At 45.3% G+C, this 8,650-nt stretch carries 5 protein-coding genes and 2 pseudogenes; 3 read left to right on the top strand and 4 right to left on the bottom strand.

Annotated features, from left to right (window positions below; translation table 11 throughout):
• Both VZ94_RS16175 and VZ94_RS16170 read right to left on the bottom strand, forming a co-directional pair.
• Positions 1 to 826: pseudogene (locus VZ94_RS16175) on the bottom strand (hydrogenase maturation protein); the annotation flags it as partial.
• An 80-nt stretch (positions 827 to 906) separates the two neighbouring features.
• Positions 907 to 1,962 carry a GlxA family transcriptional regulator gene (locus tag VZ94_RS16170; protein WP_045780016.1) on the bottom strand — a complete coding sequence of 352 codons (1,056 nt, stop codon included), beginning with the start codon at positions 1,960 to 1,962 and terminating at the stop codon, positions 907 to 909.
• Between the two features lie 479 nt (positions 1,963 to 2,441).
• On the opposite strand from VZ94_RS16170, the pseudogene pmbA reads away from it, so the two are divergent.
• Positions 2,442 to 3,774 (top strand): annotated as a pseudogene (gene pmbA, locus VZ94_RS16165) (metalloprotease PmbA).
• Between the two features lie 64 nt (positions 3,775 to 3,838).
• On the opposite strand, the gene VZ94_RS16160 reads toward pmbA, so the two are convergent.
• Together VZ94_RS16160 and thiO are read right to left on the bottom strand one after the other, a co-directional pair.
• Positions 3,839 to 4,867, bottom strand: coding sequence for a quinone-dependent dihydroorotate dehydrogenase (locus VZ94_RS16160; RefSeq protein WP_045780015.1), 1,029 nt, complete (start codon positions 4,865 to 4,867; stop codon positions 3,839 to 3,841).
• A 3-nt stretch (positions 4,868 to 4,870) separates the two neighbouring features.
• A complete protein-coding gene (gene thiO / locus VZ94_RS16155) occupies positions 4,871 to 5,974 on the bottom strand; it encodes a glycine oxidase ThiO (protein WP_338040465.1) in 1,104 nt (367 codons plus the stop codon).
• A gap of 520 nt (positions 5,975 to 6,494) precedes the next feature.
• Between thiO and adh the strand changes: the two genes are divergently transcribed.
• Together adh and VZ94_RS16145 are read left to right on the top strand one after the other, a co-directional pair.
• Positions 6,495 to 8,015: an aldehyde dehydrogenase gene (gene adh, locus VZ94_RS16150; protein ID WP_045780014.1), complete on the top strand. Its 1,521-nt coding sequence runs from the start codon at positions 6,495 to 6,497 to the stop codon at positions 8,013 to 8,015.
• Complete coding sequence (locus VZ94_RS16145) at positions 8,002 to 8,382, top strand: DUF779 domain-containing protein (RefSeq protein ID WP_204369180.1); 381 nt, start codon at positions 8,002 to 8,004, stop codon at positions 8,380 to 8,382. The genes adh and VZ94_RS16145 overlap by 14 nt, the downstream gene beginning before the upstream one ends.
• The last annotated feature ends 268 nt before the right edge of the window (positions 8,383 to 8,650 follow it).

Here is an 8,650-nt window from a genome sequence, read left to right as displayed (position 1 = left end):
CGCGCCGTCTAATACTCGGGTTGCCGGTATTTATGCCTTTACTGCCGTTAGCCAGTTTTTCTTGTAAGTGACCCAACCAAATCGCACCATCGCGGGTTGCCATACAAATGGCTTGCTCGCATTGTGCAATAAGAGTACCGGGTTTACCGCGAAGATTAGGCTCGGCATGAGCATTAAATAAATAGACGGATTTACCCGCGATGTTATCAAGTACGCCTGGTACGCCATCAGCAGCATGGATGCGTCGTAATATTTCAGCAGTGCTGTGTTGTTTCCAGTCCAATGCACGCTCTGCCTGACACATCATCGGTAAAGTCTGTCCTTGATAATCAGGGCGGCTATAGTCTTGTACCTCAGGGCGAAAACTCGGCGCTGAGAAAAAGCTTAATGCCTCCCATAAGCAAGCGACGGCCGCTTGGGTGACCTCATGGTAAAACAAATTGCTTTTAGTACAGGTTCGCATAGGAAAGGTTTTATGGCTCCATATATCGCCAGCATCCATTTCTTCGGCAGCCGCTAGCAAGCTTACACCCCACTGACTCACGTTACTTTGTATAGCCCAATCGAGTGACGAGGGGCCACGGTCGCCTTTTATGCCTGGATGGACAATTAAGCAAAGATAATTTTCATAAATATCAACAGGCAAACGCTTGGTTAAATACGGACAAAAGATTAGGTTTGGGTGAAAAACATCTACCGCGTTGCGTAACGCCTGCATGTCACCTAAATGCAGTGTCACTGAAACTGTGTAACCGGCATCTTCGAGCTCGGTATAAAAACGTTGGGTTAAGCCGGAAAAGGCACTGGAAATTAGTAAGATGCGCATAGTCGTTACTCCTTGAGGCCAAAATGATGATTTTTATTGTTATTAGTACGGCTTGTGGATATATGGCACTGCGTGTTTGATTAACTCACAGTTTCAATAGTATAAGTATTTTTACCAAATCGCTCTCGGTAATCTTTAGGATTAACACCTAGCTTGCGAATAAAAGCCCGACGCATACGTTCAGGGTCATTAAAACCGGTTTTATCTGCGACGGTTTCAATCGGTAATTGGCTGCTTAATAAATAATGACGGGCGGCATCGATACGCGCTAATTCAACAAATTTTGCCGGTGTTAAGCCGGTTTCTTGTAAAAAGTAACGCGCAAAATGACGAGGACTCATACACATACGCTCAGCCAGTTGTTCTACGCGTAAATCTTCAGTTAAATGGATGAGTATCCAGGCTTGTAGCTCTTTTAATTCAGGTCTTACCGCTTCGCTGACTAAATACGCGCTAAACTGCGATTGTCCGCCAGGGCGTTTTAAGAACATAACTAAATATCGAGCAACCAGTAACGCTAGTTCGCTACCTAAGTCTTCTTCTAACAAGGCGAGTGCTAAATCGATACCAGAAGTAATCCCGCCCGATGTCGCTATTGTTCCGGCTTTGATAAAAATACGGTCGGGTTCTACGTTGATTTTGGGGTAGGTTTCGGCTAAGCGCTCACAAAAAGCCCAGTGGGTTGTTGCGCTTAAACCATCTAATAAACCACACTCAGCGAGTAAAAATGCACCGGTGCATACTGAGATTAAACGTCGAACGCGACTCGCAATGTGTTTTAACCAGGTTTGTAGGGCAGGGTCAGCAAGCAAACAATCGACATTGGTCGTGCCTGCGATGATTAATGTATCGATACCGCTTTCATAATCTAAATAAGAACGGGTCGCGATGACTTGCAAACCACAGGAGGTCATGATAGTACCTGGCGTCGTCGCCAATACCTCGATAACATAAGGTGAGTGTCGGTATAATCCTGCTCGCATGGCTTCGGTATTAGCAAAAGAAAAGACTTCCATGGGGCCGGTAAAGTCTATAATTTCTACACCTGGATAAATTATGATACCCACGGTGCGAGCAGGGAGCTCTAGCGGGTGATGCTTTGTTGACGAGTATGCTTCTAATCCTGTGCTATTCATCTGCTTCTCCTACTGTCGACTAAGTCGCTAGTATTTGTAATGTTAGGTGTTGCGCTATTAATGGATTTTACCCAGCTTGATATGGCGAATGAATATATCAAAAGATAGATTGACGTATTGTGGTGTTAGTGGATTTTACGCGGCTTGACTATGGGCACAATGACGAAAAAACCTCGTTTTCTGCCATGCAGTTTACAGAGTAATAATGTTTCGTGGCACAAATGCGCAAAACGATTAACGATGCAGGCTTTTATTTATCTTTGTAAACTCAAAAAAGCGGATATAGTAGCTTTATAGCCTGTTGCCACGCACTACGACATGCCTAGCATTTTAGTATCCGTTTTCGGAGTGCAAAGCTTGCTTTGTTCTGGTTTAAACTCCGCACAAAGCAAGCTTTGTACTCCATTCTTAGTGGTGGCGAAACCGAATAGGCGAGCGATAAAGCTGTTTCAACCTAATTTTATAAAAGAGAACGACGAGTGCAAATGCAACAACAAATCAATCAGTTAGAAACAATCGTGCAATCATTATTAGATGAAGCCCGTCAACAAGGGGCGAGCGCTGCGGAAGCGGGCTTAAGTCAGGAAACAGGCTTGTCAGTGAGCGTGCGTTTAGGTGAAGTCGAAACGATAGAGCATCATTGCGATCAAGGTTTAGGGATTACGGTTTATTTTGGTCAGCGCAAAGGCTCGGCGAGCACGACGGATTTATCGCCTGAGTCGATAAAAGAAACAGTAACCGCCGCTTGTTCGATTGCACGTTATACCAGTACCGATGATTATGCGGGATTGCCAGAACCTGACAGTTTACAGACATGCTTTCCCGATTTGCAGCTCTATCAACCTTGGTCTATCGAGGCAGATGCGGCGATTGAATTAGCTTTATCTTGTGAGCAGGCGGCGCGGACTTACCACACGGATATTAGTAATTCTGAAGGCGCAACGTTAAATACACACCAGGGGATTAGGGTGTTAGGCAATAGCTTAGGATTTTTACAAGGCTATGCCGCTACACGGCATTCGTTAAGTTGCTCAGTCATTGCGCAACGTGGTGATAGTATGCAACGAGATTATTGGTATAGCGTGGCACGACATCCTGAACGTTTACAAGCCGCAGAGGCGGTGGGACGTAAAGCCGGTGAGCGGACGATACGGCGTGTGGGTGCACGCACTATTAGCACTCGACAATGTCCGGTGTTATTCAGCGCTGAAATTGCAGGTGGTTTATTGGCTTCACTGATTAGCGCGATTAGCGGTGGCAATTTATATCGAAAATCGAGTTTTTTACTCGATGCGCTAGGCCAGACTATTTTTCCAGAGTTCGTTACTATTTCAGAACAACCGTATTTGCCGGGTGGTTTAGGTAGCGCTGCTTACGATAGCGAAGGGGTTGCTACACAAACGCGTCATATTGTTGAGAATGGCGTATTGTTAGGCTATGTCTTAGGCAGTTATTCGGCGCGTCGATTAGGTATGAAAAGCACAGGTAATGCCGGTGGCGTGCATAACCTAAGTATTACTACGGGTAACGAGGATTTAGCCGGGTTGCTGTCAAAAATGGATACCGGCTTATGGGTGACTGAATTAATGGGGCAAGGAGGTTAATTTAGTGACGGGCGATTATTCCCGAGGAGCTGCGGGTTTTTGGATAGAGCAGGGCAAGATTGCCTATCCCGTTCATGAAATTACAATCGCAGGTAATTTAAAAGATATGTACAAACATATTATTGCGGTCGGTAATGATGTGGATTATCGCGGCAATATCCGTAGTGGGTCTATTTTGCTTGAACAAATGTCGGTAGCGGGGGAGTAATCGTTAATGCCGTTAAAGACCTAGACACGCTCAACGCCTGTCAGGTCTTTATACTTGATAAGACTTATCGGTGTTGACGGTTGAAATGTTGTATCAGTGTGCGTGCGAGTTCTGGTCCTTGGTATATCAAGCCACTATAAACTTGCACTAAGCTAGCACCGGCATCTATTTTCTCTTGAGCATCCTGTGGGCTTGTAATACCTCCTACGGCAATAATCGGCAAGCGGTCTTGTAAGCAATCATGTAAAACGCGAATTACATGCGTGGCTTGCGGTTTTAACGGTGCTCCGCTTAAGCCACCGGTTTCTGCGGCTAATGGATGAGCGGCAATAGCGCTTCTATCCAGCGTAGTATTGGTAGCAATAACGCCATCGATGCCATGTTCTAGCAGCATGGTGGCGATTTCATGGAGTTGTTCATCGCTTAAATCAGGTGCTATTTTCACTGCGAGGGGGACATAGCGCTGGTGTTGGTGTTCTAAATTGTGTTGGGTTTGTTTAAGCGTGGCTAATAACCCTTGTAATTCATCGCGTTGTTGTAATTGGCGTAAGTTTTGGGTATTAGGCGATGAAATGTTAATCGCAATATAGCTGGCATAAGGATAGGCGTGCGTTAAACCATGCACATAGTCATTAACCGCTTGGTCAATAGGCGTATCAAAATTTTTGCCTATATTAATGCCTAAAATGCCCTGGTAATGGCTGTCTTGCACTTGATTTAACAAGTGAGTTAAACCTAAGTTATTAAACCCCATGCGGTTAATAATGGCTTGATATTCAGGTAAGCGGAATAAGCGAGGTTTAGGGTTGCCGGGTTGTGGTCTAGGCGTTACCGTGCCAATTTCGATAAAACCAAAGCCTAAAGCGGCTAACGCATCTATGTAATCGCCATTTTTATCTAGGCCAGCCGCTAAGCCAACCCTATTTTTAAAGGTCAAGCCCATGACATTAACAGGGTCATCCGCAAGTGTGGGATAAAGCCAAGGAGTTATCTTTAAGCGATAACTGGCGTCTAATAGCTTTAAACTCACTGTGTGCGCGGTTTCTGGCGATAGCGAAAATAATACAGGTCGTAAAAGAGGATAGAGGTTCATACCTTAATGCGGACTCGTGATGTGGTAAGGTTCAGGATTAATGTGCGGTGTATTGGCTAAGACAATATCGGTCATAAGCTCGGCTGATGCCGGACCTAAAATCAAGCCGTTGCGAAAATGTCCGGCATTAATGCTGAGATTGGTGAGTTCAGGATGTCTAGTGATATAAGGGATGCCTTGTTGCGTACCAGGTCTAAGTCCTGCCCATTGCTTAATCAATGGATAGCGTTCTAATGTCGGAAACACACTTAAGGCAAATTCATTCAACGTTGTTTTAGCCTGTTCTGTCGTTGTTTTGTCAAAACCGACATGCTCAACGGTGCTACCTACCAATATCTTACCGTCACGTCGTGGAATAAGATAACTGTCACCCGCTAGCACCATGCTAGTTAATAGGCCCGGTTCAGTATCATATAACAGCATTTGTCCTCGTACCGGCGCGATAGCCAGCGAGTTTATGCTTAAGCCATGCAATAATTGTTGTAACAGTGTCCCGGTCCACGCACCGGACGCGATAATCACTTCACCGACCGTGCGCTCTCCGTGATTGGTTTTAATTGCGCTAATTCGGTTGTCAGCGACACGTACACCAGTGACTTCAGTATGTTCTTCAATAGCAATTTTTCTGTTGCATAAATCTTGTCTTAACGCTTTGACTAATCTTGGATTGCGAATATGGCAAATCTCAGGTAGCCATAACGGCTGTATGCACAATCGATGTAGTTGTTTTAACTGTGCTAAAGCGGCAGCTTGATGGTTAATGTTATATTGTTGACACCAAGCTAATGCCTTATCGGCGTCAGGGTTATCGGTAATTAACATGCCTGAGCGGGTGAGTTCGGGGTCAATTCCGGTGTTACTGAGTAATTGCTCAGCCAGTGTTGGGTATAAAGTTAAGCTGTGCGCTGCTAAATACGATATGGCATCGGCTTGGCGCCAAGGATATAACGGTAGCAAAATACCACCGCCTGCCCATGACGATTCTTGGCCTAGTTGGCTTTTATCGATAATGCTGACGGTGACACCCGCGTTGTTAAACGCTCTTGCCGTTAACATGCCTATCACACCGCCGCCAATAATCGTAATGTCTGGGGTTGTTGTCATCATTTAAGTTAAAGGTTAAAAGGACTACTCACTTTAGCAGGGACAGGGTATTCACAGTGCAGGACGCCGTGAATACGTCCCTGTAGGCTTGGCGGCAGCATCCATGCTGCCAACACCTGTACTGTGAATACCCTGTCCCGCCTTATGTTGGTAGCCGTCAAAAGCTTCATTATAACGTCATCTGCTCATTAACATAACCAGTGATGCGGATACCTCGTATGAAATCCATGTGTCTGCCGTGTGCAAAGCCTTGCAAGAGCTGTATGACTATTTTTCAGTCGCCGACAACGTGAAAGCTATCCCTATCCATTCATCTGGACAGCCAGGTTCGGTATCCCATCGCCTACCTGGTCAGCTGGGATGCAATATCAGGTTCAACCCTATGTTTAAGTTGGGTAAGCGACTCGCAACCATATAAGCGAGCTAAAAATTAAGTTGAACTTTTCTAAACATCAGCGTAAAAGGCAGGGGCTTAATTTACCAAACACTACAATGGCTAATCTTTAAATTCCGAGAGTTTTTTATGCGTTATTCCAATCCTAATCAACCCGATAGTAAAGTTCAGTTTAAACCGCGTTATGACAATTATATTGGCGGTGCTTGGGTAAAGCCGGTAAAAGGGCTGTACTTTGATAATTTAACGCCTGTCACAGGCCAGGTGTTTTGCGAGATTGCGCGGTCATCGGCGGAAGATATTGAATTGGCTTTAGATGCTGCTCATGCCGCTAAAACTGGCTGGGCGAAAACCGCACCGGCTGAACGTGCCAATATTTTATTAAAAATAGCAGAGCGCATTGACGCTAATTTGGAGCTGTTAGCGGTTGCTGAAACCTGGGATAACGGCAAACCGATTCGTGAAACGCTAGCCGCAGATATTCCGTTGGCTGCAGACCATTTTCGCTATTTTGCGGCGTGTATTCGAGCGCAAGAAGGCAGCCTAAGCGAAATCGATGATACGACAGTGGCGTATCATTTTCATGAACCCTTAGGCGTGGTTGGTCAAATTATTCCGTGGAATTTTCCTATCTTAATGGCTGCTTGGAAACTTGCACCAGCATTAGCCGCAGGTAACTGCGTCGTATTAAAACCTGCCGAGCAAACACCTGCCAGCATTATGGTGTTATTAGAACTGATAGGCGATTTATTGCCGCCTGGCGTGTTAAATGTCGTGAACGGTTTTGGTGTAGAGGCCGGCAAACCGTTAGCGAGTAATCGGCGTATTGCTAAGATTGCGTTTACGGGCGAGACCACGACAGGCCGTTTAATTATGCAATATGCGTCGGAAAATTTAATCCCAATGACATTAGAGTTAGGCGGTAAATCACCGAATATTTTCTTTGCCGATGTGTTTGCAAAGGACGACGATTTTGCTGATAAGGCGTTAGAAGGATTTGCTATGTTTGCGCTAAATCAAGGCGAAGTATGTACCTGTCCATCCCGTGCTTTAATTCAGGCCGCCATTTATGACGATTTCTTAGCGCGCGGTGTGGCTAGAGTTAATGGTATTCGTCGTGGTCATCCTCTCGATACCGACACGATGATTGGTGCACAAGCGTCTAACGACCAGTTAGAAAAAATTCTGGCTTACATTGATATTGGTCAGCAAGAAGGCGCCCAAGTATTAACTGGTGGCAAACGGTGTGAGTTAGAAGGCGAATTAGCCGGTGGTTATTATGTAGAACCCACAGTGTTTGCAGGTCATAACCGGATGCGAATTTTTCAAGAAGAGATTTTTGGCCCGGTCGTTTCGGTTACGCCATTTATCGACCAAGCTGATGCGTTAGCTATTGCCAATGATATTTTGTATGGACTAGGGGCAGGGGTATGGAGTCGCGATACCAATACGGCTTATCGCATGGGACGCGACATTCAAGCCGGTCGGGTCTGGACGAATTGTTATCATTTGTACCCGGCTCACGCCGCATTTGGTGGTTATAAACAATCCGGCATAGGCCGAGAAACCCATAAAATGATGTTAGACCATTACCAACAAACTAAGAACCTATTAGTCAGCTACAGTCCTAAAGCGCTTGGCTTTTTTTAGAGCTATGAATAGTAGCCGAGTATCATGCACACCGATAGCCGCCGAGTTAATCGCTAAGCTAAAACAGTTACATAACTGTGATTTGTTATTTCATCAATCAGGCGGTTGCTGCGATGGTAGCGCGCCTATGTGTTATCCGATTGATGACTTTAAGGTTGGCGCATCTGATGTGAAATTAGGTGAAATCGAAGGCTGTGGTTTTTATATGAGCGCAGCCCAGTTTGAATATTGGCAGCACACGCATTTAATGATTGATGCCGTTCCGGGTAGAGGCAGTGGTTTTTCGTTGGAAGCGCCCGAAGGAATGCGCTTTTTAACGCGTTCTAGGTTGTTAACGGATTCGGAAAAAGGTGAGTTACTGGGTTAAATAGCTTGTTATATATTCAGGGTTTTATCATTTTATCTTTGGGTTTTAAGTCACTTATCTTTTGTCTATAGGTTTGCTGATTCTATTCTTCCATTTTAGGAATTAAACCGCGACCAATTAGAAAGCCATAGTTTTACATACCCGTCATTCCGGCATGGATTGCCGGAATCCAGTGCCATGGATGGCGCTCTTCAAGTCCCCCTGTGTTCTTGGTAATCCATGCCGAGATGACGACCCGGAGACGAACTACGGTTCTCAAATTGGGCGG

It is taken from the genome of Methylocucumis oryzae, assembly GCF_000963695.1.
GTDB lineage: Bacteria > Pseudomonadota > Gammaproteobacteria > Methylococcales > Methylomonadaceae > Methylovulum > Methylovulum oryzae.
Note: the sequence above shows the minus strand (reverse complement) of the source record. Positions and strands in the feature narration are given on the sequence as shown.

Excerpts from the sequence above, each read along its gene's own strand:
- thiO (WP_338040465.1), bottom strand. The coding sequence starts at position 5,974 with ATGATGACAACAACCCCAGACATTACGATTATTGGCGGCGGTGTGATA.
- adh (WP_045780014.1), top strand. The coding sequence starts at position 6,495 with ATGCGTTATTCCAATCCTAATCAACCCGATAGTAAAGTTCAGTTTAAA.
- VZ94_RS16160 (WP_045780015.1), bottom strand. The coding sequence starts at position 4,867 with ATGAACCTCTATCCTCTTTTACGACCTGTATTATTTTCGCTATCGCCA.
- VZ94_RS16170 (WP_045780016.1), bottom strand. The coding sequence starts at position 1,962 with ATGAATAGCACAGGATTAGAAGCATACTCGTCAACAAAGCATCACCCG.